This is a genomic window from Amycolatopsis sp. A1MSW2902, assembly GCF_017312175.1.
In the GTDB taxonomy this organism is placed as follows: Bacteria; Actinomycetota; Actinomycetes; order Mycobacteriales; family Pseudonocardiaceae; genus Amycolatopsis; species Amycolatopsis nivea.
In genome coordinates this window covers 250549-272911 of sequence record NZ_QJPO01000003.1, presented here as the reverse complement: position 1 = coordinate 272911, position 22363 = coordinate 250549, and the positions used below count along the sequence as shown (strand labels likewise).

The 22363-nt window shown below is 71.2% G+C and carries 20 protein-coding genes; 16 read left to right on the top strand and 4 right to left on the bottom strand.

Annotated features, from left to right (window positions below):
• Window positions 1-7 precede the first annotated feature (7 nt).
• From DMP23_RS44380 to DMP23_RS44340, 9 genes are all read left to right on the top strand, one after another.
• Window positions 8-445, top strand: a complete 438-nt coding sequence (locus DMP23_RS44380; RefSeq protein WP_337824794.1) for a nuclear transport factor 2 family protein — start codon at window positions 8-10, stop codon at window positions 443-445.
• A complete protein-coding gene (locus DMP23_RS44375; protein ID WP_337824793.1) occupies window positions 442-1263 on the top strand; it encodes an alpha/beta fold hydrolase in 822 nt (273 codons plus the stop codon). The genes DMP23_RS44380 and DMP23_RS44375 overlap by 4 nt, the downstream gene beginning before the upstream one ends.
• The gene (locus DMP23_RS44370) at window positions 1260-2198 is read left to right on the top strand and encodes a DUF1028 domain-containing protein (RefSeq protein ID WP_337824792.1); all 939 of its coding nucleotides are present in this window, start codon (window positions 1260-1262) and stop codon (window positions 2196-2198) included. Before DMP23_RS44375 ends, DMP23_RS44370 begins: the two co-directional genes overlap by 4 nt.
• Window positions 2195-3340 carry a M20 family metallopeptidase gene (locus DMP23_RS44365; RefSeq protein ID WP_337824791.1) on the top strand — a complete coding sequence of 382 codons (1146 nt, stop codon included), beginning with the start codon at window positions 2195-2197 and terminating at the stop codon, window positions 3338-3340. The genes DMP23_RS44370 and DMP23_RS44365 overlap by 4 nt, the downstream gene beginning before the upstream one ends.
• Window positions 3341-3369: 29 nt before the next feature.
• Window positions 3370-4434: a DUF917 domain-containing protein gene (locus DMP23_RS44360; protein ID WP_337824790.1), complete on the top strand. Its 1065-nt coding sequence runs from the start codon at window positions 3370-3372 to the stop codon at window positions 4432-4434.
• Window positions 4431-5720 carry a hydantoinase/oxoprolinase N-terminal domain-containing protein gene (locus DMP23_RS44355; RefSeq protein ID WP_337824789.1) on the top strand — a complete coding sequence of 430 codons (1290 nt, stop codon included), beginning with the start codon at window positions 4431-4433 and terminating at the stop codon, window positions 5718-5720. Before DMP23_RS44360 ends, DMP23_RS44355 begins: the two co-directional genes overlap by 4 nt.
• On the top strand, window positions 5717-7300 hold the full coding sequence (locus tag DMP23_RS44350) for a helix-turn-helix domain-containing protein (protein ID WP_337824788.1): 1584 nt from the start codon (window positions 5717-5719) through the stop codon (window positions 7298-7300). Before DMP23_RS44355 ends, DMP23_RS44350 begins: the two co-directional genes overlap by 4 nt.
• An 80-nt stretch (window positions 7301-7380) precedes the next feature.
• Entirely contained in the window at window positions 7381-8403 is a 1023-nt protein-coding gene (fgd, locus tag DMP23_RS44345; RefSeq protein WP_337824787.1) for a glucose-6-phosphate dehydrogenase (coenzyme-F420), read from the top strand.
• A 104-nt stretch (window positions 8404-8507) separates the two neighbouring features.
• Complete coding sequence (locus DMP23_RS44340; RefSeq protein ID WP_337824786.1) at window positions 8508-10043, top strand: PucR family transcriptional regulator; 1536 nt, start codon at window positions 8508-8510, stop codon at window positions 10041-10043.
• 227 nt (window positions 10044-10270) lie between these two features.
• On the opposite strand, the gene DMP23_RS44335 is transcribed toward DMP23_RS44340, so the two are convergent.
• Together DMP23_RS44335 and DMP23_RS44330 are read right to left on the bottom strand one after the other, a co-directional pair.
• A complete protein-coding gene (locus DMP23_RS44335; protein WP_337824785.1) occupies window positions 10271-11083 on the bottom strand; it encodes a hydrolase in 813 nt (270 codons plus the stop codon).
• Window positions 11084-11132: 49 nt separating this feature from the next.
• Window positions 11133-11822 (bottom strand): GbsR/MarR family transcriptional regulator, encoded by a 690-nt coding sequence (locus tag DMP23_RS44330; RefSeq protein ID WP_337824784.1) that lies wholly within the window; start codon window positions 11820-11822, stop codon window positions 11133-11135.
• Window positions 11823-11991: 169 nt separating this feature from the next.
• On the opposite strand from DMP23_RS44330, the gene DMP23_RS44325 reads away from it, so the two are divergent.
• The 3 genes from DMP23_RS44325 (at window position 11992) to DMP23_RS44315 (ending at window position 14360) form a co-directional block, all read left to right on the top strand.
• A complete protein-coding gene (locus tag DMP23_RS44325; protein ID WP_037819626.1) occupies window positions 11992-13173 on the top strand; it encodes a cytochrome P450 in 1182 nt (393 codons plus the stop codon).
• Between the two features lie 3 nt (window positions 13174-13176).
• Complete coding sequence (locus tag DMP23_RS44320) at window positions 13177-13989, top strand: oxidoreductase (RefSeq protein WP_337824783.1); 813 nt, start codon at window positions 13177-13179, stop codon at window positions 13987-13989.
• A 65-nt stretch (window positions 13990-14054) separates the two neighbouring features.
• Complete coding sequence (locus tag DMP23_RS44315; RefSeq protein ID WP_337824782.1) at window positions 14055-14360, top strand: hypothetical protein; 306 nt, start codon at window positions 14055-14057, stop codon at window positions 14358-14360.
• Window positions 14361-14424: 64 nt separating this feature from the next.
• Here DMP23_RS44315 and DMP23_RS44310 read toward each other — a convergent pair whose 3' ends face one another.
• Window positions 14425-16173 (bottom strand): AMP-binding protein, encoded by a 1749-nt coding sequence (locus DMP23_RS44310; RefSeq protein ID WP_337824781.1) that lies wholly within the window; start codon window positions 16171-16173, stop codon window positions 14425-14427.
• The gene (locus DMP23_RS44305) at window positions 16160-17959 is read right to left on the bottom strand and encodes a prenyltransferase/squalene oxidase repeat-containing protein (protein ID WP_337824780.1); all 1800 of its coding nucleotides are present in this window, start codon (window positions 17957-17959) and stop codon (window positions 16160-16162) included. Before DMP23_RS44305 ends, DMP23_RS44310 begins: the two co-directional genes overlap by 14 nt.
• A gap of 228 nt (window positions 17960-18187) precedes the next feature.
• Between DMP23_RS44305 and DMP23_RS44300 the strand changes: the two genes are divergently transcribed.
• From DMP23_RS44300 to DMP23_RS44285, 4 genes are read left to right on the top strand one after another with little or no spacing between them, the layout of a single operon-like run.
• A complete protein-coding gene (locus DMP23_RS44300) occupies window positions 18188-19495 on the top strand; it encodes an FAD-dependent monooxygenase (protein WP_063762926.1) in 1308 nt (435 codons plus the stop codon).
• 43 nt (window positions 19496-19538) lie between these two features.
• Window positions 19539-20468 (top strand): 4-hydroxy-3-methylbut-2-enyl diphosphate reductase, encoded by a 930-nt coding sequence (locus DMP23_RS44295; RefSeq protein ID WP_337824779.1) that lies wholly within the window; start codon window positions 19539-19541, stop codon window positions 20466-20468.
• 33 nt (window positions 20469-20501) lie between these two features.
• Complete coding sequence (locus DMP23_RS44290) at window positions 20502-21704, top strand: sensor histidine kinase (protein WP_337824778.1); 1203 nt, start codon at window positions 20502-20504, stop codon at window positions 21702-21704.
• Window positions 21704-22360, top strand: coding sequence for a response regulator transcription factor (locus DMP23_RS44285; protein WP_037819634.1), 657 nt, complete (start codon window positions 21704-21706; stop codon window positions 22358-22360). The genes DMP23_RS44290 and DMP23_RS44285 overlap by 1 nt, the downstream gene beginning before the upstream one ends.
• Window positions 22361-22363: the final 3 nt, after the last annotated feature.

The window sequence follows — 22363 nt, the reverse complement described above, 5'->3', positions numbered from 1 at the left end:
CACGACCATGAGCACTGACCTCGAGCGGATCCTCGAAGTGCACCAAGGCTGGTACGAGGCGAACATCGGCCTCGTCGCCGACGCGATGCTGCAGTACTTCCCCGAGGGCGACGGCTACCACCAGTTCAACCTCAACGGCCACACCTACCACGGCGTGCTGGACAAGCACCGGCTGTGGGTCAACGCCGCGAAGATCGGGCTGAGCATCACCGCGATCAAGGACACCGTCGGCCCGGACGTCCAGGTCTTCGGGGACGTCGCGCTGCTCACCGCCGAAGGAACCGCCGACGTGCTGGCGCCCGGTCAGCAGGACGCGGTCCCGACCCCGTTCCGCACCACCGAGTTCTTCCGCCGCGACGACGGCAAGGGCGGTCCGGACTGGCGGATCTGGCACATGCACGTCAGCGTCCAGGACCCGCAGATGCCCAAGCACGGCACGGAATGAGCAGGGGTTTGGACCGCGTCAGCGTCGAGGGACCGGCCGGAAAGCTGTCAGTGCTGCGCACGGCGGACGACCGGCCCGGCGTCCCGCTCGTGCTCCTGCATCCGATCAACTCCGCGGCAGTGGTCTGGGAGGACGTCGCCGCCCGGCTCGACCGGCCGGTCGTGGCGCCGGACCTGCGCGGGCACGGGAATTCCGGGCAGACCGGCCCGTTCACCGTCGAAGACGGCTACGTGCCGGACGTCCTGGCGGTCCTCGACGCGCTCGGGCTGGACGAGGCGCATCTGGCCGGCGGGTCGCTGGGCGGCACGATCAGCGTCGCGCTGGCCGCGCTGCATCCCCGGCGGGTGCGCAGCGTCGCCGCGTTCGGTTCGACGCTGGGCACCGGCGTTCCGGACGAGGCGATCGCCGCGATGGTGCGCGAACTTGAGGCTGCCGGGACCGCCGGGTACTTCGCCGGTCAGGTGCCGGAGATAGTGGGCCGGAAGCACCGGGATTCGACGCGGGTCCGGGAGGTGATGGCGGAAGCGGTCGGCACCCGGCCGACGACGGTGGTCGCGGAGATCCTTTACGGAGCGTTCGGCGCGGACATCCGGCACCTGGCGGGAAAGGTGGCTACCTCGGGGATTCCGGTGCTGGCGGTGGCCGGAACCGAGGATCCGACGTGCCCGCCCGCGATGTCGCGCGAACTCGCCGAAGCCACCGGCGGTACCGCGGTGGAGCTGGACGGAACGGGTCACCTGCCGATGCTCGAGGAAACCGGCCAGGTTGCCGACCTCCTCCGGAACCACCTCGCGCGGGCGGAGGAAGGAAGGCCGTGACGTACTCGATCGTCGCGCGCGATCCGGTCACCGGCTGCGTCGGGGTCGGTGCCCAGACCCATTTCTTCGGCGTCGGCACGTTGCTGCCGTGGGCCGAGGCGGGCGTCGGCGCGGTAGCGACCCAGGCGTTCGTCAACGTCGAATGCGGACCTCGCGGCCTGGAGTTGTTGCGGGCAGGCGTACCCGCACCGTCTACTGTGGACTTGCTGGTGGCCGAGGACCCGGATTCCGCTTATCGCCAGCTGGGAATCGTCGACGCACGGGGGTCGGTGGGCACGCACACCGGCGGCTCGTGCGCGCCGCACGCCGGTTCCGCGCGCGGGCATCAGGTGACGGTGCAAGGGAACATGCTGGCTGCCCCGAACGTGTGCCAGGCCGCGCTGTCCGCCTTCGAGACCGCGGGCGGCGACCTTGCCGACCGTATCCTCGCCGGGCTCCAGGCGGCGGACGGTGCCGGGGGAGACGTGCGCGGTGCCCAGTCGGCGGCACTGCTGGTCGTCTCCGGCCGACGGAGCCCGACGCCGTGGAACGAGGTGGTGGTCGATCTGCGGGTCGACGACCATCCGGATCCGCTCGCCGAACTGTCCCGGCTCCTCCCGCGCTCGCGGGCCTTCGGCGCGGTCGGCGGGGTGATGTTCGCGCGCGGCTTGACGCTCGGGCCGTTCGAGGGTGTCACGCCGGACGAGTTGGACGCGCGGCTGAACGCTCTCGCGTCGGCGGCGGAGGTGATCGGGCCGGACAACCGCGAGGCAGACTTCTGGCGCGCGGTCCTGCTCGCCCGCGCCGGACGGCATCGGGAGGCCGCCGACCTCTTCGCGGAGGTGGCGGCGTTCCGGCCCGCGTTGGCGGGATTCGCGAAAGGGCTTGCGCCGCTGGGGTTTCTCGACGCTGAAGCCCTCTCCGCGTTGACTGCACACCTTGAGGAGTCTTCATGAACGCCGCCGCTGCTGTCCGAGCCGCGCGGGTGACCGACCTGGCGGCGGACTTGATCCGGTGCGACACACAAAACCCGCCCGGCGGGGAACGGCCGGTGGTCGAGCCGCTATACGAGGTCTTGGCGGAACTGGGTGCCGAGGTCGAGGTTTTCGAGCCTGAGCCGGGGCGCCCGTCGATCCTGGGCCGCATCGGGTCCGGCGACGGGCCGACGCTGCTGGTCAACGGGCACGTGGACGTCGTGCCAGTGTCCGAAGAGGACTGGACGGTGCCGCCGTTCGGCGGGCTGGTCCGGGACGGCCTGCTCTACGGTCGCGGCGCCTGCGACATGAAGGGCGGGATCGCCGCGGCGCTCGAAGGGATGCGCGCCTGCCGCGACGCCGGAATCGTGCCGCCCGCGAACATCGTCTTCCATCTCGTGGCGGACGAGGAGACCGGCGGCCGGGCCGGGACCGAGGCGCTGGTCGCGGCCGGGCTGGTGCACGCCGACGCGGCCGTCGTGCCCGAACCGAGCGAACTGCGGGTCGGGGTGGCCGAACGCGGCTCGCTGATGGTGGAGATCGTGGTGCGCGGGCGGGCCGGGCACGGCAGCGATCCGGCCGCCGGGCACTCCGCCGTCGCCGACGCCGCGCGGATCGTCTCGGCGCTCCACCTCGCCGACTTCGGCGACAAAGCGCATCCGCTCCTGGGCACTCCGACCGCGAACGCGGGAACCATCGCGGGCGGCACCGCCGTCAACATCGTGGCCGCCGAATGCCGGCTGCGGATCGACCGGCGCGTGCTGCCCGGCCAGACCCGGGACGAGGCGCTGGCCAGCGTCACCGGACTGATCGACGCCGCGGGCAGGTTCGACTACGACGCGGACGTCCTCGCCTTCGCCGAGGGCTCCGAACTGGACCCGCAGCACCCGTTCGTGACCGAGGTCCGCGAGGCGGCGGACGACGCACCGGTTCGCGGGCTGAAACTCGGCACGGACGCGCGGTTCCTGCGCAACCAGCTCGGCATCCCGACGGTCGTGTACGGGCTCGGGTCGATGACGGTCGCGCACACCGCCGACGAGTACGTGCCGGTCGCCGAACTGACCGCCGCCGCCCGCGCGTTCGCTCGGCTGTATGCCGGTTTCCGGGGTGTCGCCACCGCCTGAGCAGCCACGACGCCGGTTAAGGTTTGCGCATGGAGCACGTCGCCGAGTCCGCGATCGACGACGTGGTGCGCGGCGCGGGGCACTTCGGGAGCGGAGGCGGCGGCGACCCGTACCTGGCGCAGCAGCTCCTGCTCGCGGCCGTCCGGCGGCACGGACCGATCCCACTCGTCACGGCGGGCGAACTGGACCCGGACGCGCTCGTCCTCCCCGTGGTGTCCGGCGGAACCCCGCACACGCTCGTCGAGAAGGCGCACAGCATCGTCGAAGCGGAGACCCTCCGGAAGGCGGTGGAAGCACGGGCCGGGCGCGAGTGCGCGGCGGTCCTGCCGATCCAGCTCGGCAGCGTGAACGTGGCCGTCCCGCTCGCGGTCGCGGCTGAACTCGGGCTGCCGTGTCTCGACCTCGACCTGATGCGCCGCACGCTGCCCTCGATCGACCTGACGCTGCTGCGGCTGGCCGGATTTTCCGCCTCGCCGATCACCGTCGTCGGAGGCTCCGGCATCGTCGCCGAGTTCAGCCAAGGCACCGACGCCGTGCTCGGCGAGCTGGTGCGGGCCGTGCTGCCGCCGCTGGGTCTCGTGGCGTTGATCAGCGCGTATCGGGTCACCGCCGGGGACTGCGCGCGGCTCGGCGCGGTCCGGTCGATCAGCGAATGCGCCCGGATCGGGGCAGCGCTCGCCGAAGACGGACACGACCCGTACCTGCGTGCCTGCGGCGGACGCCTGGTGTGCACCGGAACCGTCGCGGAGGTCCTGCAGCATTCCTCGGACGGCTGGCCGCGCGGCGTGGTTTCCCTCGACACCCCAGACGGTTTCGTGCGGATCGACTTCCAGAACGAGAACCTGATCGTCAGCCGGGAAGGCACCGTGCTGGCCACGGTCCCGGACCTGATCGGCGTCGCGGACGCGGACACGGGCGCGTTGACGCAGACCGTCGACCTCGCCGCCGGGCAGGAAGTGCACGTGATCGCCAGCCCGGTCGACGAGCGGTGGCACACGCCCGATGGACACGCGGCGGCCGGGCCGCGCGCGTTCGGGTACGCCGTCGATCCGGTGCGGTTCGACGGTTCGCCGCTCTTGGCCGGTGTCCGATGAGCCGGTTGCGAGTGGGCCTCGACGCCGTCGCCGCCCGAGCCGTGGCACTGGACGCGGCGAACCGAATCGTGGCGTCCCACCGGGGAGTTCCCGGCACCGATTCGCCGTCGAGACTGCTCGACGCGCTGCTCGCGGAGGTCGATGCCGAAGCGGTCGATCGGGTCGTGGCGATCCTGCCGGAGCCCGTGCCTGCCGAGGCGGGATCTCCGGTCGGGGTGCTGCGCATCGGCGGTGCGACCGCGCTTCCGCCGCTCGTGGGCTGGCCGGTCGAGCTGTCCAGTGCGCTCGCGGGACCCGTCGCGATGGTGCGGGGCGGGCACGAATACGACGGCACAGCGTCCGCGCCGCTGGACCTCGCCGCGGTGGCCGAATTCGCCCGCCGGTGCGCCGGAACCGTCCGCGCGGTCGCGGTCGCCGGAGTCCACGGGCTGGAGAATCCCGACCACGAACAGCAGGCCGCGGCCGTCCTCGCCGACGTGCTCGGGCCGGACGTCCCGGTGCGCAAAGGCAGCGAGACCGAGGCGATCGGGCTGCTGGAGCGGGAGAACACCGCCGTGCTCGACGCCGCTCTGGCCGAGTCCGCCCGCGCTCGGATTGACGAGCTGGGCGCCGCGGTTCGGAAGCATAATCCGGATGCGGAGCTGTATGTGGTTCGCGGGGACGGAACCGTGCTGCCCGAACTCGCCGCGCAGCGCCACGCCACGGCTTGCCTCGGGGCAGCCCAGGCGGCGTTGCTGCACGGTGCCGCGCGGCTGGCCGGAGTGCCCGCGGCGGTGGTGGTGGAAGCGACCGGCAACCAGGCTGTGGTCGGGACGACACGGGGTGGGTTGCTGCCCGAATCGGGCGCGCACCGGGAATTCGGCGGCGTCCGGATCGGCTCGCGCCTTCCGCGGTTGACCGTGGTGGACCGCTCGATGTCCGTCGCCGCAGCGGTCGCCCGCGCGCGGTACGGCTACGACGATCTCCCGGTCGTGCTTGTCGGAGACCGGCCCCTGCCCGACGCGATTCGGCCGCCGGACGGCGATCTCGCAGCCGCTGTGGGAGCGGCGACCGCGGAAGCGGCGGGCTCGGTCGACCGGATCTTCTGGCAGGGCGCCGGCGGACGGGAAGATTCGGCGGCCTGCGCCCGGCAGCTGGCCCGGGACGCCGCGGTCCGGGCCGGCGCCGATCCCCGCACCCTGCGGGAAACCCCGGTGAAGGAGGCGCTGATGACTTACGTTCCGGTGCCGGCCGCGCGCCTCCAGGCGACCGCGGTGGGGCCGATCCTGGAGCCGGCGGCGCCATGACGGTCACCCTCGCCCAGCTGCTGGACCTCGACTTGATCGAGCACTACGAGGTGCTCGCGGGCGAGACCGGGCTGAAGCGGCCCGTCGGGGCGGTCGTCGCGGGATCCGCGGTGCACGAGATTTCCGAACTCGCCCCGCGCAGCGTCGTGGTGTTCGGCCGTGAGCAGCTGGTTCTCGACGATCTCGCGGCGGACCTCGCGATCCGGCTGGCGGGCAGCGCGGGCCTGTCCGGGATCATCGCGGCCCGCCCGCACCGGCCGGTGCCCTTCGCCACCCGCAGGCTCGCCGACCGGCTGGCGCTGCCGCTGATCGGTGTCGAGGACAGCACTCCGACCGGGGTGATCACCGCGTTCGACCCTTACGTCAGCGCCCCGGAGATCGCGGGCTTGCGGGTGCTCGGCGACGCGTCCCGCCGCTTCCAGCGTCCGCCCGCCGACGCGAACGCGCTCACTTCGCAGCTCTCGGCGACGCTCGGCGAACCGGTGGCGCTCGTTGACGCGGAGGCCCGTTTCGTGGCCGGTGATCCGGAGGTGCACGCGCTGCTCGGCAGGTGTGCCGACCCAGCCTTGCTGGCCGATTCGCGGCCGGTCGCCCTGACCGTCGGGGCGGACGGCGAGCTGATGCTGCACCCGGTCCAGGTCGTCACGACCGGACCCGCGGTCTACTGGATCGCGGTGCGGCGGCCCCGGTTCGCGGCCGGTGTGCTGCTCGAACCGGTCCGGCGCGCGATCGCGATCGCCGCGCTGTCGTTCGCGGTGCACGTCGCCGGAGAGGCGGTCCGCGACGAACGCGAACACCGGCGCCGTTCGCTCCTGCTCAGCGAAATCCTCGAACAGCCCGGCGAACCGGGACGCCGCACAGTCGAACGGGCCACCGCACTCGGCTGGCGGCTCGCCGGACGGCACACTGCGGTCCAAGTGCAGGCGGCGGCCGCCCCGTCCGCGCTCCGGATGTCCGCGCTGGGTACGGAACTGGAAGCACAACTAGCCGAACACGGCGTCGCCGCGAGGCTCGTCGAACGCGCCGAAGGATGGCTGTTCTGGCTGACTTCCGACGCGCAAGCCGAGGATCCCGGCCCGTTGCTGGACCGGCTTGCCAGGACCCTCGCGGCCGTCGAAGCGGAGCATCCCGGCCTGCGGCTGTGCGCCGGAGTAGGCCGTGCCCACACCGGTGCGGCGGGCATCGGCCGCTCCGCCGAACAGGCCCGCCGCGCGGCGTTGCTCGCCCACACCGCACACCGCCGGGCGGTCGTCGAGCACATCGACGCGGGCAACGCCCGAAAGCTGATCGCGGGTTGGTACGGCTCCGCTCCTTTGCGCGGCGCGGCGGCCGACCTGCTCGCCCCGCTGGAGGAGGCGGATCCGTCCGGTGGGTTGGTTCGGACTTTGCGGTGTTATCTGGATTTCCAGTCTTCGGCGAAGGCCGCGGGGGAGGCGCTGGGGGTGCATCGGAATACGGTGATGCAGCGGATGGAGCGGATTGCCGAGTTGCTGCCGGTGGATCTGGGCGATCCGGACGACCGGTTGGCGGTGCATCTGGCGACACGGGCGGCGGGGGTGGATTGGGACGAGCCCGGCTGACGTCGAGCACAAGACCGCGGGCTGGAGTTCGTCCGCCGTGCACGATGACCCCGCGCCGCCAGCCGGGTTGAGTGTCCGGAATGGACACACGCACCGCGGGAATCACCATTGGCTACAAGGCATCCGCCGAGCAGTTCGGGCCGCGCCACCTGGTAGACCTGGCCGTCCTCGCCGAAGAGCGGGGCTTCGACTCAGTGCTGGTGAGCGATCACTACCAGCCCTGGCGGCATCGGCACGGGCACGCGCCGTTCTCGATGGCCTGGCTCGCCGCGGCAGGGGAGCGGACCGAACGGGTCCGGCTCGGCACCAGCGTGCTGACCGCGACCTTCCGGTACCACCCGGCCGTGGTCGCGCAGGCCTTCGGCACGCTCGGCGCGCTCTATCCCGGACGCGTCCTGCTCGGTCTCGGCACCGGCGAAGCGCTCAACGAGGTCGCGGTCGCCCGCCTGGAGTGGCCCGGCTTCAAGGAACGCTTCGCCCGCCTGCGCGAGGCGATCGACCTCATCCGTCGCTTGTGGACGGAGGAACGGGTGAGTTTCGACGGCGAGTACTACCAAACCGAGAACGCGACCGTCTACGACCGACCGGCCCATCCGGTGCCGATTTACGTCGCGGCAGGCGGCCCCGTGGTCGCGAAATACGCCGGTAGGACAGCGGACGGTTTCATCTGCACCAGCGGCAAGGGCATGGAGCTCTACACGGAGAAGCTCCAGCCCGCTGTCGACGCCGGAGCCGAACAGTCCGGCCGCAAGCCCGCGGACGTCGCGCGCTCGATCGAGATCAAACTGTCCTACGACACCGACGCCGAGGCCGCCGTCGCGAACACCCGGTTCTGGGCACCGCTGTCCCTGACCGCCGAACAGAAGCACGGCATCTCCGACCCGGTCGCCATGGAGCGCGTCGCCGACGAACTGCCGATGTCCCAGATCGCGTCCCGGTGGATCGTTTCCGCCGATCCCGACGAGGTCGTCGAACGGATCCGCCCGTACGTCGAGGCGGGCTTCACCGACCTGGTCCTGCACGCGCCCGGCGACGACCAAGCCCGCTTCCTCGACCTCGCCCGGCGGGATCTGCTGCCCCGGTTGCGGCGGCTGGGCGGATAGCCCTGCCGACCGGTCTTCGCAGTGCGCTGAGCCCACTGACGGCGCTCCGGGCGCTGTTTAGCCTTCCCCCGACGCAGCGTGGCGTGGACGGAAGGAGCGGCCCGATGACGGCAGTCGACACCCGGCCAGGAGAACCGATCGCCGCCGATCTCCCTCCGCCGGACGGGACGATCCGGCTTCCGCTCCTGGTCAGCGCGCGACGCGGCTGGTTCAGCGTGGCGGCCCCCGCTTCGGGCCTGAACCGCCCGCTGGCCGGGGCGACGCCGTGGGATCCCGCCCGGCTGCCGGGGCGGCACCAGCTGGTGCTGCTGACGAAGCCCCACCCGGCCGCCGACGAACTGGCACAAGCCCTGACGGCTGCTGGGCGCGCGGGAGCCGCGGCCCTCGTCGTACGCGAGGGCGCTCTGCCGCCGGAATTCGACCTCGCCACTGCTGCGGTGCCAGTGCTCGTGGTTGCCAGACAGGTCGAATGGGCCGAGATCGGCACAGTCGTGCACTCCCTGCTGTCCGGTGCCCGATTCGGCGGCGTGACAGCGACCCCCGCCGGTCTCTACGATCTCGCCGAAAGCGCGGCTCTAGCCCTCGACGGTGCCGTGGTGGTCGCCGACGCGTCCTTCCGCGTACTCGCCTTCGGTTGCGGCGAAGCAATGGATGCCCTGACCAGCGAAATGGTGCTAGCCCGGCGAGTCCCGTCGGAGTTGCGGAAGCGCCTCGCCCAGGTCCGAAGCGTCGCCCGCGTTGACCTCCCGGACGGGGATGTGCGCTGGGCCGCCCCGATCCGCTCCGGCACCACCATCGGCGGCTACGTCCTCGGCGCGCCGCGCCGGGAGACGTCCGTGGCACGAGTGTTGCGCGAGGTGTCGACGGCCGCCGCTGCCTGGTTCATCGACGAACCCGCCGGGCGAGACGACGAAGACGCGATCCGCGCGGAGCTCCTGCGCGGACTCCTCACCGGTTCGGGATCACTGGAAGCACTGACCGAACGACTCGGCACTTCGCAGCGCTGGCGTCTCGCCGCCCTGGGCGAGGTCGCGCCCGATCGCGAGGGGACCTTGGCCCGCTGCGCCCGAATGCTGAACCCTCGCACGGCCACGGTAACGCTGGATTCCCTCCTGTTCGTCCTGTTACCATCGACGCCTGACCCAGGACCCGCCGATTTCATCGAACACCTGCGTCGGCGCGCGTCGACCGTTGCACCGCTGGTGGCGTGTCTCGGCCGCCCGTGCGCCACCGCGTCCGAAATCCGAGCCGAACTAGGCCCGCTCCGGCACGCGTCGCGGGTCCTGACGGCACCAGCGACCGCCCATCTGACGGACCTGCTGCCGCACGTCCTGATCTCCGAACTCGCGGAACTAGCCGCCGAACACCCAGCCCTGCTCGACGGCTCCCTCGACGTCCTCCGCCGAGACCCTTCCCCGCGCGGTGCCGAATACCTGAACACCCTCCGCTGCTGGTTCGACGCAGGCGGCGACGCCACCCGCGCGGCGGCGGCACTTCGCATACACCGCAACACCTTTCGGTACCGGCTGCAACGGATCGAAGAACTGTGCGCGGTCGACCTCGATGATCCCGTGCAGCGCTTCACGATCGAACTGCAGACGCGGCTCTTGGTGTCGCCGCTCCTCCAGGTCCGGCCGTGACCGAAGCGGCCGGATGCCTCCGGCTTATGGCGCGAACCAGTGGCGTATCGCGCTGACTTTCGACTTTCGCCGTCGCATCGCGGCGAAGGTGGGGCAGTATTCGGTGGGGCTCGAGGCCGCGGTGCATGTACTCAACTTGTCGGGCGAGCGGCGGCTGACGCTCGGGACGGTCGAGGACCGGCCCCGAAAAGTTTCCGCGACCGGCAGAAGGGGCGTCGTAACGCGAGTCAGCCGAGATGGTCGTTCGTGCCGTCGACCCAGCCGATGTAGCGTTCCGCTGAACGACGCACCGCGGCCTTCGCGTCAGTCGGCACGCTGGCCCCGGTGAGCGCGTACAGACGGTCGAACGCGTACGGCTCCAGCCGGTCCACGAGACGTCGGACAAGCGCGGCGGAAAGCGGGATCTGGTTGGGATAGCTGCGCATGAACGTCACCCAGCCCGGCGCGGCGACCGGCACGATGGTGTCGCCGACCAGCAGTGCGCCGTTCGCGATGTGCGCGACGGCGGCGCCCGGGAAATGCCCGCCCGCTTCGACCAGCGTGATGCCGGGCAGGATCCGTTCGGTGCCATGCCATTCGCGGATCACCGGGTCTTCCCGCTGCACCCACTGCCGATCCGCGGAATGCACCAGCACCGGGACGTTCCCGAGAGCGTGGCTGAGGCTCACCTGCGAGCCGTACATGTGCGGATGGCTCGCCACGATCGCCGCGGCGCCGCCGAGTTCGGCGATTTTGTCGAGCAGGGGCCGGTCGAGCGCGTTGGGCGGGTCCCAGAGCAGGTTGCCCGCTTCGGTCTGGACCAGGTAGGTCCACTGGCCGATGCCGAACTCCGGTTCGCGGTGCAGCCGGTGGATCCCCGGCTCCGGCTCTTCGTGGACCAGTTCGTGCGGGACGGCCGCCAGTTCGTCCATTGTGGTCCACGCCTGCCCGGACGCGCGGACGTATTGTCGTTCGTCCGCGCAGATCCGGCAGGTCCCGGCGGGCGGCATTTCGGTGTCCGGGTGTTCGACCCCGCACGTTCCGCAAATCCAGACGGTCATGCGGCCACTCTGGTATCTCCACTTAACTTGAGGTCAAGGGCGGCCGTCGTCACAGCGCGGCCTGCCGCCAATGTTCGGCGGCCTCGATCATGTCCTGCCGGATGTGCTGGAGCCACTGGCTGGTCGTGCGGAGCCGGGTGCCGACCACGGTGTCGCCGCCGAACAGTTCGGCGCCTTGGCGGGTGAAGCTGGCCCACTGGGCGATGCCTTCCATGCTGGCCAGCCAGGCTTGCTGCCACACGTCGTCCTCGATCAGGTAGTGCTCGCGGCGGCCGTTCCGCTCGCGCCGCAGCATGCCCCGTTCTTCCAGCCAGCCCACCGCTTTGGAGACCGACGCCGGGCTGACGCGCAATCGGGCGGCGAGCTCGGTCGCGGTGCGGCTGCCCGACTCGGCGGTGAAAAGGCAGATCAGGACGCGCGCCATCATCGACGGCATCCCGGTCTGGGTGGCCATCTGCGCGAACCGCGTCTCGAAGTCGCTGCGGGTCCGCGGATCAGCTGCTGCCCGGGGCGGCGGGACGGGCGGCGCGGCGGGGGCCCGGCGTCGCGCCCGGCGCCGGGCGGCATGTTCGGCGCGGTCGGCCTGGTAACCGTGCGCCCCGCCGTTGCGGGCGACCTCGCGGATCACCGTCGACTTCGGCCTGCCCAGCCTGCGCCCGATCTCGGCGTAGCTCAGCCCGTCCGCCAAGCCGGCCGCGACGCGCTGCCGTTCCGGGTAGCTCAACCTGCCGGATGGCATCAGATCGTCTCCGCCTCGCTCGTCCCGGAGCCCTTCCGGTGCATTCACCTTCAGGCCAATGCATCGATAATAGGGCTGCTGCCTGCGTAGATGCAGATTCTGCGTTTGCCGCTCACTAAAACATCGTCCTACTGTTTCCCGCAAGAGGTTCACGGGAAGGGAGCTGGCGATGACCAGCACACTGCCGACCGAGCGTCCGGCCGGCCTGCCGTTCGACCCGCCGCGGGGGCTGGCCGAACTGCGCGAGAAGAGTCCGCTCAGCCGGCTGGACTACCCGGACGGCCACGCCGGATGGCTGGTGACCGGGCACGCGCTGGCCCGCGAGGTGCTGGCCGACCGCCGGTTCAGCGCGCGAGCCGAATTGCGGCATATGCCGATCCCGGGCGCTCCTGCCAGCGATCAGCCCGCGCCGCCGGGAATGTTCGGCAGCATGGACGCGCCCGAGCACACGCGCTACCGGCACCTGCTGGCAGGCCAGTTCACCGTCCGCCGGATGCGCCTGCTGTCCGAGCGGATCCAGGCGGTCGCGGACCGCTGCTTGAACGCCATGGCTGAGCGCGGCAGCCCGGCCGACCTGGTCCCGGCTCTGGCGCAGCCGCTGCCCGCGCAGACGATCTGCGAACTGCTCGGGGTTCCCTACGCCGAACGAGACCGGTTCCAGCAGCAGGCGCTCACCCTGTTCCGGCTGGACAACACCCCGGAAGAAACCGGCGCGGCCTACGCGGCGGTCCACGGCGTCATCGGCGAATTGGTGGCAGCCAAGCGAAAAGCCCCCACCGATGACCTGCTCAGCGACCTGACCGGCAGCGATCTCACCGACACCGAGCTGGTCAACATCGGCTTCACCTTGCTGGGCGCGGGACTGGACACCACCACGAACATGCTCGCGCTGGGCGTCTTCGCCCTGCTTGAACACCCCGACCAGCTGGCACTGCTGCGCGCCGAACCGGAACTGGCCGACAACGCGGTCGAAGAACTGCTGCGCTACCTGAGCATCATCCCGTTCACCGTGCGCACCGCGCTGGAAGACGTCGAACTCGCCGGCGAACAGGTGCGCGCGGGCGAGTCAGTCACCATCTCGGTGCCGGCCGCGAACCACGACCCCGCGCACTTTCCCGCGCCGGACAACCTCGACCTGCGCCGCAAGGCGAGCGGGCACGTCGCCTTCGGCCACGGCATCCACCAATGCCTGGGCCAGCAACTCGCGCGCGTCCAGCTCCGGGTCGCCCTGCCCGCTTTGCTGACCAAGTTCCCGTCCCTGCGCCTCGCCGTGCCTGCTTCGGACATCGCGATGCGCAGCGACATGCTCATCTACGGCGTGCACCAGCTGCCCGTCGCGTGGGAGGCCTGACCTGTGTCGAAAGTTTGCTTGATCACCGGTGCCTCTGCGGGAATCGGCCGCGCCACCGCGCTGGAACTGCTGCGGGCGGGCCATGTCGTGTACGGAGCCGCGCGCCGGATGTCCAAAATGGACGAACTGCGCGACGCTGGCGGACACTCGCTGGCGATGGACGCTCGCGACGAGGCCGACCTCGCTCGCGTGGTGCGCACTGTCCTGGACGAACAGGGACGGATCGACGTCCTGATCAACAACGCCGGGACGGTGCTGCACGGGGCCGCTGAAGATGTTCCGTTGGAGGCTGCCCGCGATCAGTTCCAGGTCAACGTGTTCGCCCCGGCTCGGCTGGTCCAGCTCGCCCTGCCCGCGATGCGCGCCCAGGGGTCGGGCCGCATCGTGAACGTCTCCTCGATCGGCGGGGTGATCAGCTTGCCGTTCGGTGCCTGGTACTACGCGTCGAAACACGCGCTCGAGGCGTACTCGGACACGTTGCGCATGGAGGTTCGGCCCTTCGGCATCGACGTGGTGGTCATCCAGCCGGGCATCATCAAGACCGAGTTCGAAGACCAGACCGCCGCGCAGTTGCGGGAGTACTCCGGCGGTGGGCCTTATGGGGCGATGGTTGAGAAGATGGCTGGTCAGGCCGAAACGGGGCTCGCTGGGGGTGCCGATCCCGCTGTCGTGGCGCAGGCCATCCGGCAGGTGGTGGAAGTTGATTCGCCCGAGACCCGTTACGCCGTCGGCCTGCATGCCGAGGAGTTGCTGGAGCTGAATCGGACGTTGCCGGATCGCGAGTTCGATGAGCTGGTCACTCGGTCGATACGGTAGGGGAGGAGTTGCCGACCCGCGACCATGGACCGCGCAGCGAAGATTCTCCGGATGGGACTGGCTTGATGAGCAATGGCCGCGGGACCGCGGACGAGCGGCCGGTGCACGAGCAGAGCGCGGTACTCCGGCAAGCATGGTTCAGCGCTCTGCTGATCAGCGCGGCCTTGGCAGCGCTCGCGGTGCTGGGCCTGTTCCTGCGGCCGCACTGGTGGTGGGCGGTGCCGATCGGCTGCGCGGTGCTGAGCCTGGTTCTCGCTCTGCGGCTCCGGCTCGCGACGACCCGGGGCGCGGTCGCAATCCTGAGCGTGACGATCCTCGTCCTTGTCGTCGGTGCCGGGTGGCTTGCCGCGCGACTCGCCGAACGGTGGTGAGAACACCGTCGGCCAATGCCCGGCCGGGCTGACGACTCACTTCCCCGGCGAAGGAACGAAGCCCTCACCCCACCCGCGCCGCCAGCCGAGCGCGGTCGAGTTTTCCGTGCGGGTTCAACGGAAGTTCGTCGGTCGCGAAGATCCGGTCCGGGACCATGTACCCCGGCAGGCTGCGGCCCAGCTCCAAGCGCAGAGCGGCCTCGTCGGTCGAGCCGGTCTCCACGAACAGGGCCAGCACAGTGTCGCCGCGGACCCCGGGCACGGGAGTCGCGGCAGTGCGCACACCGCCGAGGAGACGGGTCGCCGCGTGTTCGATCTCGGCGAGTTCCACGCGGTGGCCGCGGATCTTGACCTGCCCGTCCAGCCTGCCGCGATGGTGCAGCAGCCCGTCGTGCCACTCCGCCAGGTCGCCGGTGCGATACCAGCGCCGCCCGTCGCGGGTGACCAGTTTTCCCCGGTCCAGCAACGGATCCGAGTAGCCCGCGAACACCTGCGGGCCCGCGACGAGCAGTTCCCCGTCGGCGTCGAGGCTCAGCTCGGCACCGGCGGTCGGGGTGCCGATGGGCAGGATCGCGTGGCCGGGGATCGGGTCGGCGGGAGCCAGCCGGTAGGTGCTGACCCACACCGTCGTCTCGGTCGGCCCGTACACGTTGTCGATGATCGCCTCCGGAGCGGCGGCGCGGGCGAGCGCGACGGTCTCGCGCCGCAGCGGTTCGCCGCCGATCACCACATGTCGCAGTCCGGACAGCGATCCTGGCGCCAGATTGCCCGCGGCGGCGGCCGCTTCGAGCAGGCTCGGCGTGCAGGCCCACACTGTGACGCTGTGCCGGGCGATCGTCCCCGCCGGGTTGAGCGCGTGCACGCGGGGCACGGCGGCGAGCGCGCTGCCGCTGCTCCACGCGCCCCACATCTCGAACACCGAGAAGTCGAACGTCAGCCCGTGGCACTGGGAGAACACTTCCCCCGGCCCGGTCCGGAACGACGGCAGCGCGGCGGCCAGGAACGCCTCCACGTTCCCGTGGGTGATCCGCACCCCCTTCGGCCGCCCGGTCGAGCCGGAGGTGAACAGCAGGTACGCGGGGCCGTCGCCGGAGGCCGGAGCGGCGGCCCGCGCCGCTGGGCCGGGACGTGCCGCGTCGTGGATGTCCACCACCGGGATCCCGGCCATGGCGGACAGCTGTGCCTCCAGCGGTTCTTCACCGCGCAGATCGGTGTGCACGACGCAGCGCGCGCCGGCCTGGCGGATGATGTCGGCGTTGCGCTCCGGCGGAAAGTCCATCGACAGCGGCACAATCGCGGCGCCCGCGTACAGCACGCCGAGGTAGGCGCAGTACGTCGCGATCTCCCGTTCTCCGAGCACGGCGACCACGCCGCCCGCGCCGATGGTTTCGGCGAGCGCGGCGGCGTGGGCCGCGGTTTCCGCGTACGTCAATGCACCGGCGTTGTCGACCAGGCACGGCTCGTCGGCGAATCGGGCGGCTGTCTCGGCGAACCGCGCGGCCAATCCTTCGGTGGGCGCGCGCCAGGCCGCCGGTTCCGCGTCTCCGCTTGCCAAAGAGCCGGTGGTGCCTTCGACGAGTTTCCACAGCGAACGCGGCGTACGGAACGCGCGCTCGTCGAAGGCGGGCAGCTCGATGCCGTACCGCGTAACCAGTTTGCTGCTCAACGCCAACGTGCTCAGCGACGTGAGACCGTAGTGCAGTAACGGAGTGTCGGGTTCCAGCGAAGACGTGTCGTCGCACAAGGCCAGCTCGCTGCGGAGCAACTCCTCGAACTCCGCGCTCCACGGCTTCACCTGCTCAGCGGCCGACATGCGGCACCGCCCAACGCGGCTGGTCGAACGTTCCCGGCGCGGTCGCGGTGTCGTCGCGCAATGCTTCGCGATAACGCGCGAGTGCTTGCAGGGCATAGCCGTTCGCGGTGTGGTCGTGCCGGTACAGCAGTTCGAGGAAGTACACGCCGAGCAGACTGGGTTGCCACAGCCCGTCCGCGTCGCGATGGTCGACGAGCCACCGCGCGCCGCGGGCCGCCATCGGCGCGGTCGGTGTCACGCCGGACGCGCACAGGCCCAGCAAGGCCATCGCCGTCTCCTCGACCGTGGAGTGGCCCCGGCCGAGCGCGTCGCCCCAGCCGCCGTCTTCGTTTTGGTTGAGCCGCAACCACGAGACGCAGCGCCGCGCGACCGTGCTCGAACCCAGACCGGCGTCGCCCAGCGCGCGAAGCACGGAGCCCGTTCCGCACACCTGCCCGACGTACCACTTGTTCTCGATGGCGCCGTCCGCGCGCTGCACCTTCGCGAACCACGCGTACGCGTTGCTCAACGGTTCGTCGTCCGGGCGGCAGCGTCCGGACAACGCCAGCGCGGAGAACGCTTCGGCGGACATCACCGCGCAGGGGCCGTACAGCACCTTCGGCGACCGCGCCTTGCCGACCATGGCGAACGACGGGTCCATGCTCGCGATCCGGCCGACCTGCGCGAAGCAGCTCCACGAACCGTCGTAGTTCTGTTGGCGGAGCAGCCATTCGGTGCCGCGCCGCACCTGCGGGTCGCTGACGTCCGCGCCGTCGCCGGACAGCGCGATCACCGCGTCGCCGGTGTTGCCGCTGTTCGGCCAGCCGGACGGCAGCCCCCAGCCCCAGCCGCCGGGCGGGGCTCCGGTCCAGATGAAGTCCTCGTCCCGTTGCGCGGAGCGGATCCAGCCGACCGCCTTGGTCACCCGCGCGTCGTCGCCGAGCCCGGCGTGCTGGAGACCGGTGGTGATGAAGTTGGTCGCGTCCACCTCGAGGTCGCGGGTGACCGCCCAGCCGCCTTCGGGCTTGATGGTGGCACGGAAGTAGTCGAGGCAGTGCCGCACGATGTCCGGGCGCTGTTTCGCGATGGTGAGCCCGATGCAGACGTTGGCCGACATCATCGGCGACTCGACGAAACCGCCTTCCGGGCCTTCGAACCCGACCAGCCCCTCGAGGTACTCGATGGCCTTCGGCGTTGCGGCTTTGTTGAGCGCGGTGCGGACCCGGCCGCCGGGCATCAGCTCGGCGCACATCAGGCCCCACGAAAGCGCGGTGGGCATCGCGAAGGTCAGCTTGCGGCGCAACGGGGCGGGCAGCAGGGCCAGTTCGATCGGGCAGCGCAGCAGGCCCTCGTCGCTCATCAGCCCGGCCAGCACCAGGTAGAAGTGCACCAGGACGGTGAGCGAGCACTGTTCCACGTCGCGGATCGCCGCGGTGCCGCCGAATTCCTCGACGCGCGCCCAGCCGCGGCGGATCTGCCCGGCGGCCTCGTCCGGGATCACCAGCGCCAGCGCGGCCACCGACAGCGCGGTGCCGTTCAGCGTCGGCTCGGTGTCGACGTCGTCGCCCCAGCCGCCGTCCGGGCCCTGGTTGGCCAGCAGGAAGTCCAGGCCCCGGCGGATCAGGTCGCGGCAGCCCTCCGGATCCGCCAGGTGCATGGCGATCACCACGTCGGCGGTGGAACCGGGGCTGGCCGACAGCCTGCCTTCCCAGCTGCCGTCGGAGCGCTGGAGGGCGAACAGCGCGTCGGCGGTGCGGGCCAGCGCGCGGTCCAGCTCCGCGGGCGGGAGGATCGGGTCGAGGCTCATGGTCGCTCGCTTTCGGACCTGGCGTGGAAAAGGGAATCGCGGCCGGAACGCCCGGGAAAAGGACACAGGCGTGGCGCGATCAGTGTGACACGGCCGAGTTCGCGCGGTCAACCGCGCGGCGGCCGCGTTGACGGGTTCCCGGGGCCGTGTCACGCTGTTCGCGGGGGATTCTTCTGTGCACTCGCGGTGCTATTTTCGCGCGTCTTCCGGAGCAGAACGGTAAATGGTGTGAGCGATTACGACATTGTCATATGCGGGGCCGGGGCAGGCGGGCTCACCGCGGCGATTCTTCTCGGCAGGCAAGGACGCCGGGTGCTGCTGGTCGACAAACTCACCGACACGGTGGAAACGTTCAAGGGCGAGCTCCTCCAGCCCGGTTCGCTGGCCACTTTGGACTCGATCGGCGCGCTGGAAACCCTGCGCCGCGCGGGCGGGCGCCGGATCGACCGGCTGGTCTGCGCCGGCGACGACGGCGCGGAGCTGTGCGCGATGGACTACCGGTGGCTGCCGAGCGCCTACGACCACTGCCTCACCCACACCTACAAAGGCATCCTGGACAACCTGATCCAGGCGCTGCCCGCGACGGTCGAGTTCCGCCGCGGGGTCTCGGTCGAGCGCGCGGTGCGGGACGGATCCGGCCGCGTCGCCGGGGTCGTGCTGCGCGAGCGCGGCGCCCGCGCCGAGGTGTCCGCGGACCTGGTCGTCGCGGCCGACGGGCACGCGTCCAAGCTGCGCGGCCAGGTCGGGATCGAAGTGGACACCACGCCCTACGACCACCAGGTGGTCGCGATCGACCTGGCCGGCGTGCCGGAGCTGGCGCACCAGGCGACCACCACGATCACCCGCGACGGGATGCGCGTGATGTACCCGATGCCCGGCGGCGGCGGGCGGCTGTACCTCCAGGTCGAGCGCGGGCTGGTGAACCGGATCGGCAAGGCCGGGCTGGCCGGCTGGGTGGACGAGGCGGTCGCCGCGTGCCCGAGCGTGGCGCCGATCGCCGAGTCCGTGCGCGCCGGGGTGCCGACCTGCCGGGTGCTGTCCGCGCGGCGGTTCGTCGCGCCGGTCTTCCACGGCGCCGGGATGCCGCTGATCGGCGACGCGGCGCACGCCGTCCACCCGATGGCAGGCCAGGGCATGAACGCGGCGATCGCGGACGCGGTGCGGCTGGCCGGCGCGTTCCGGGACGTCTCCACCTCCGGATCCGGCGCGGTCGACGCCGCGCTCGCCGAATACGACCGGGTGCGCCGCCCGGAGCTCAAAACCATTTCCGAATTCAGTCACCGGTTCGCGGAAATGTTCACCACCGCGGTCGGGAATTTCGGGTACGCGCGCAGCAAGTACATTCTTTCCTGCCACGGCCGGAATCGCCGGTTGTGCTACAAGATCATGCACAACATCTCCGGTCTCGGTTATCGGAAATTCTCCGTTCTCGACCGGTTGCAGCAACTCGGCTGGCCGGACCGCGCGGCCGATGAGTTGCCTCCGCGTCGAGCGGGCGTGGACGGCGCCGTTGAGGCCACCTTGGACCCGCGTTGAGGAATCTCGTGCGCTCCGCCGCTCCCCGCTTACGGTCGCGGCCATGAAACAGGTGTTGCTGGCGAGCCCGCGCGGGTACTGCGCCGGGGTGGATCGCGCCGTACGCGCTGTCGAGGCCGCACTGCAGCGCCACGGCGCGCCGGTCTACGTGCGCAAGCAGATCGTGCATAACACGCACGTGGTGCGCCGTCTCGAGCGTCTTGGCGCGGTGTTCGTCGACGAGGTGAGCGAAGTGCCGCCTGGCTCGGTCACGGTGTTCTCGGCGCACGGCGTCGCCCCCGCGGTGTACGAAGCCGCTGCGGGACGCTCGTTGCGCACTATCGACGCGACGTGCCCGCTGGTGACGAAGGTGCACCGCGAAGCCGTGCGTGCCGCCGCGCGCGGAGACCAGATCCTGTTGATCGGCCACCATGGGCACGAAGAGGTCGAAGGCACCAGCGGCGAGGCGCCGGCGGACACCATCGTGGTGGACGGCCCGGACGCGGTCGCGGACTTGGAAGTGCGCGATCCGGCCAAAGTGACCTGGTTGTCCCAAACCACCCTTTCGGTCGCGGAGACCGAACAGACCGTCCGCCGGCTGCGCGAACGGTTCCCGCTGCTGTCCGACCCGCCGAGCGACGACATCTGCTACGCCACCCAGAACCGGCAGGAAGCGGTCGCGGAACTGGCCGCCGAGTCCGGTCTGGTGCTTGTCGTCGGTTCCGCCAACTCGTCCAATTCGGTGCGGCTCGTGGAAGTCGCGCTGGACGGCGGCGCTTCCGCGGCGTATCTGGTCGAGGACGCCGCCGCGGTCGACCCCGCGTGGCTCGACGGGGTGACGACGGTCGGGGTCACCAGCGGGGCTTCGGTGCCGGAGGATCTGGTCGAGCAGGTGCTCGAACTGCTGGCCGGACACGGTTTCGGCGACGTGCGCGAGGTGCGCACCGCCGAAGAGAAGCTGAGTTTCGCCCCACCGCGCGAGTTGCGGTCGTAACCCGCGGCCGCGCCTGCGGTTAACCTGCCAGGCATGGACGAGGCGAGGAGGACCGTACGGGCCGCGGTGTCCGGCGAAGGACGGTCCGAAGCGCTCGCCGTGGCCGCGCGCTGGGCGGTGCGCGTGGGCCTGATGGTGGTGCTGGCCTACACCGTCGCGGTGGCCTCGCCGGGGATCGGCACGCACGGCCTGCCCGGGCTCAACCTGCTCGGCCTGCTCGTCGGCGCGGCGGGCTGGTTCGGCTGGGGCCTGCTGCGCGACCGGGAGGGCCTGCTGCGGCTGATCGCGCTGCTGGTCGGCGTGGTCGGCGGCGCGCTGCTCGTACCCGGCACTTCCGGTTCGGACGTCGGCGTGATCCTGGTCTGCCTGATGGTGCTCGCCGCCGCCAGCGTGGTGGAGCCGGGCCCGGCCGGGGTGGTCGCCGTCTTCGCGATGGCGGCGGTCGGGATTGCCGAGCGGTTCTGGGAAAACCTGCTGCCCGGCGGATTCGCGGTGCTCGCCGCCGCGGCCTCGTATCTGGCCGGGATCGTGCGCAGGCAGCGCCTGCTGCACATCGCGCAGACCGAGATGCTGCTGGTGGAAACCCAGGTCGCGAAGGAGGAACAGGCCCGTTCCGCGGCGCTGGCCGAGCGGGCCCGGATCGCGCGCGAGATCCATGACGTGCTGGCGCACTCGATGGGCGGGTTGATCGTGCAGCTGGAGGCCGCGGACGCGCTCCTGGAGACGGTGCCGGGCGCGGACCGGGCGCGGGCGTGCGTGATCCGCGCGCGCGGTCTGGCCGGGGAAGGCCTGGCCGAGACGCGCCGCGCGATCGGCGCGCTGCGCGGGGACAAACGCTCGCTGCCGGAATTCCTGAGCGCGCTGGTCGAGGACTACCAGGCCGACTATCCCGACATGCCGGTGTCTTTCGAGGAGCCGGCCGAACAGTCGGAGCTGCGCCCGGAAGTGACGCTGGCGTTGCAGCGTCTCGGCCAGGAAGCACTGACGAACGTGCGGCGGCACGCTCCGGGCGCGCCGGTGACCGTCTCGCTGTCGGTGGACGAGGAGCAGGTCGAACTGGTCGTGCGGAACGGCGCTCCGAGCGAGGCCGAACGCACCACGACTGGCGGCGGCTATGGGCTCATCGGGATGCGGGAACGGATCGAGCAGTTGGAAGGCACGCTGCAAGCGGCGGCCGAAGGACCGGGCTGGACCGTGCGGGCGCGGGTGCCGCGCACGGGAACCGAGGGGGACTGATGGACGGGCCGTTGCGGGTGCTGGTCGCCGACGACCAGACGGCGGTGCGCGAGGGACTGGTGACCCTGCTGGAGACCTTCCCCGGCACGACGGTGGTCGGCGCCGCCGCGAACGGGGACGCGGTGCTGGAGATGGTCGCCGCCGATCCGCCGGACGTGGTCCTGATGGACCTGCGGATGCCGGTCCGGGACGGGGTCAGCACCACTGCCCGGCTGCGCGCGGAGTATCCGGCGGTGAAGGTCGTCGTGCTGACCACCTATGCCGACGACAGTTCGGTGCGGGAAGCGTTGCGGGCGGGTGCTTTGGGGTTTCTCACGAAGGACGCTGGCCGCGCGGACATCGCCCGTGCATTGGCGGCCGCCGCGTCCGGCCAGTCGGTGATGGACGCCGAGGTGCAGCGGCGTCTGCTCGCCGGGATGAGCGAGCCTGCCGAGCCTCCGGTGCGTTCCGCGGCGGACGGGGTGCTGAGCGGTCGCGAGGTCGAGGTGCTGCGGCTGGTGGCCGGCGGACTGTCCAATCGCGAGATCGCCGGGCGGCTGTTCATCGGGGAGGCGACGGTGAAGAGCCACATCAACCGGATCTTCGCGAAGATCGGCGTGCGGGACCGGGCGCAGGCGGTGCGGTATGCGTTCCGGCACGGGTTGACGGGGGAGTGAGAA

What these genes read in the sequence shown, in the direction of transcription:
- DMP23_RS44325 (WP_037819626.1), top strand. Translation starts at nt 11,992, where the DNA reads ATGACCAGCACACTGCCGACCGAGCGTCCGGCCGGCCTGCCGTTCGAC.
- DMP23_RS44285 (WP_037819634.1), top strand. Translation starts at nt 21,704, where the DNA reads ATGGACGGGCCGTTGCGGGTGCTGGTCGCCGACGACCAGACGGCGGTG.
- DMP23_RS44360 (WP_337824790.1), top strand. Translation starts at nt 3,370, where the DNA reads ATGGAGCACGTCGCCGAGTCCGCGATCGACGACGTGGTGCGCGGCGCG.
- DMP23_RS44330 (WP_337824784.1), bottom strand. Translation starts at nt 11,822, where the DNA reads ATGCCATCCGGCAGGTTGAGCTACCCGGAACGGCAGCGCGTCGCGGCC.
- DMP23_RS44350 (WP_337824788.1), top strand. Translation starts at nt 5,717, where the DNA reads ATGACGGTCACCCTCGCCCAGCTGCTGGACCTCGACTTGATCGAGCAC.
- DMP23_RS44375 (WP_337824793.1), top strand. Translation starts at nt 442, where the DNA reads ATGAGCAGGGGTTTGGACCGCGTCAGCGTCGAGGGACCGGCCGGAAAG.
- DMP23_RS44340 (WP_337824786.1), top strand. Translation starts at nt 8,508, where the DNA reads ATGACGGCAGTCGACACCCGGCCAGGAGAACCGATCGCCGCCGATCTC.
- DMP23_RS44310 (WP_337824781.1), bottom strand. Translation starts at nt 16,173, where the DNA reads ATGTCGGCCGCTGAGCAGGTGAAGCCGTGGAGCGCGGAGTTCGAGGAG.
- DMP23_RS44305 (WP_337824780.1), bottom strand. Translation starts at nt 17,959, where the DNA reads ATGAGCCTCGACCCGATCCTCCCGCCCGCGGAGCTGGACCGCGCGCTG.
- DMP23_RS44365 (WP_337824791.1), top strand. Translation starts at nt 2,195, where the DNA reads ATGAACGCCGCCGCTGCTGTCCGAGCCGCGCGGGTGACCGACCTGGCG.
- DMP23_RS44355 (WP_337824789.1), top strand. Translation starts at nt 4,431, where the DNA reads ATGAGCCGGTTGCGAGTGGGCCTCGACGCCGTCGCCGCCCGAGCCGTG.
- DMP23_RS44380 (WP_337824794.1), top strand. Translation starts at nt 8, where the DNA reads ATGAGCACTGACCTCGAGCGGATCCTCGAAGTGCACCAAGGCTGGTAC.
- DMP23_RS44295 (WP_337824779.1), top strand. Translation starts at nt 19,539, where the DNA reads ATGAAACAGGTGTTGCTGGCGAGCCCGCGCGGGTACTGCGCCGGGGTG.
- fgd (WP_337824787.1), top strand. Translation starts at nt 7,381, where the DNA reads ATGGACACACGCACCGCGGGAATCACCATTGGCTACAAGGCATCCGCC.
- DMP23_RS44290 (WP_337824778.1), top strand. Translation starts at nt 20,502, where the DNA reads ATGGACGAGGCGAGGAGGACCGTACGGGCCGCGGTGTCCGGCGAAGGA.
- DMP23_RS44315 (WP_337824782.1), top strand. Translation starts at nt 14,055, where the DNA reads ATGAGCAATGGCCGCGGGACCGCGGACGAGCGGCCGGTGCACGAGCAG.
- DMP23_RS44335 (WP_337824785.1), bottom strand. Translation starts at nt 11,083, where the DNA reads ATGACCGTCTGGATTTGCGGAACGTGCGGGGTCGAACACCCGGACACC.